Origin of the sequence: Caldimonas tepidiphila, assembly GCF_003569765.1 — a bacterium.
GTDB classification, from domain to species: Bacteria; Pseudomonadota; Gammaproteobacteria; order Burkholderiales; family Burkholderiaceae_C; genus Caldimonas; species Caldimonas tepidiphila.
On sequence record NZ_QXMG01000176.1, the window covers coordinates 1 to 901 of the forward strand.

A 901-nucleotide genomic window follows, 5' to 3' on the forward strand; every position below is an offset into this window, starting at 1 on the left:
ATGCCGATGAATCGCATCCAGTTCCAACCCGGAGTGTCGTTGCCGGAGTTCTTCGCCCGTTACGGCACCGAGGAGCAGTGCGCCACGGCGCTGATGGCCCTGCGTTGGCCCGATGGCTTCCGCTGCCCGCGCTGCGACTGTGCAGCGCACTATGTGGTGGGCCATGGTGCGCGAAGGCTGTTTCAGTGCCAGTCCTGCCGACATCAGGCCTCGCTGACGGCCGGCACGGTCATGGACAGCACCAAGCTGCCGCTTCGCATCTGGTTTCTGGCCATCTACCTGATCAGCCAGGACAAGACCGGCCTGTCGTCCCTGGCACTCAAGCGTCATCTCGGTACCAGCTACCGCACCGCCTGGCTCGTGCATCACAAACTCATGGCCGCCATGAAAGAGCAGGACGCTCACGAGCCGCTGGGCGGCAACGTGCAACTCGACGATGCCTACCTCGGCGGTGAGCGCCCTGGCGTCGGTGGCAGAGGCTCGGCCAACAAGGTGCCCATCGTCGCGGCGGTGGCTACCAACGATGCTGGCAATCCCATGCGGGTGAAGATCTCTCCTGTGCGCAGCTTCACCCGCGAAGCCATCACGCAGTGGGCGAGAGCCAATCTGCTGCCCGGCTGCGATGTGCGAAGCGATGGCCTGAACTGCTTCGCGGGCGTCATCGACGCCGGCTGCGCCCATTCCTACATCGTCGTCGGCGACCGCAAGCCCCGTGAGCTGCCGCAGTTCACCTGGGTCAACACCATCCTGGGCAACCTCAAGACGATGATCGGTGGCGGCTACAAGGCGTTCAAGTTCACCAAATACGCCAGCCACTACCTCGGCGCCTTCGCATACCGCTTCAATCGCCGATCCAACCTGCCGGCATTGCTGCTCGCGCTCATCGGCCATGTCGCAACCA

1 protein-coding gene is annotated in these 901 nt (G+C 63.9%); it reads left to right on the top strand.

Annotated elements, in window-relative coordinates:
- Window positions 1-901 (top strand): IS1595 family transposase (locus D3A59_RS24970; protein ID WP_119157988.1); only part of this gene is annotated, 901 nt, incomplete at its 3' end.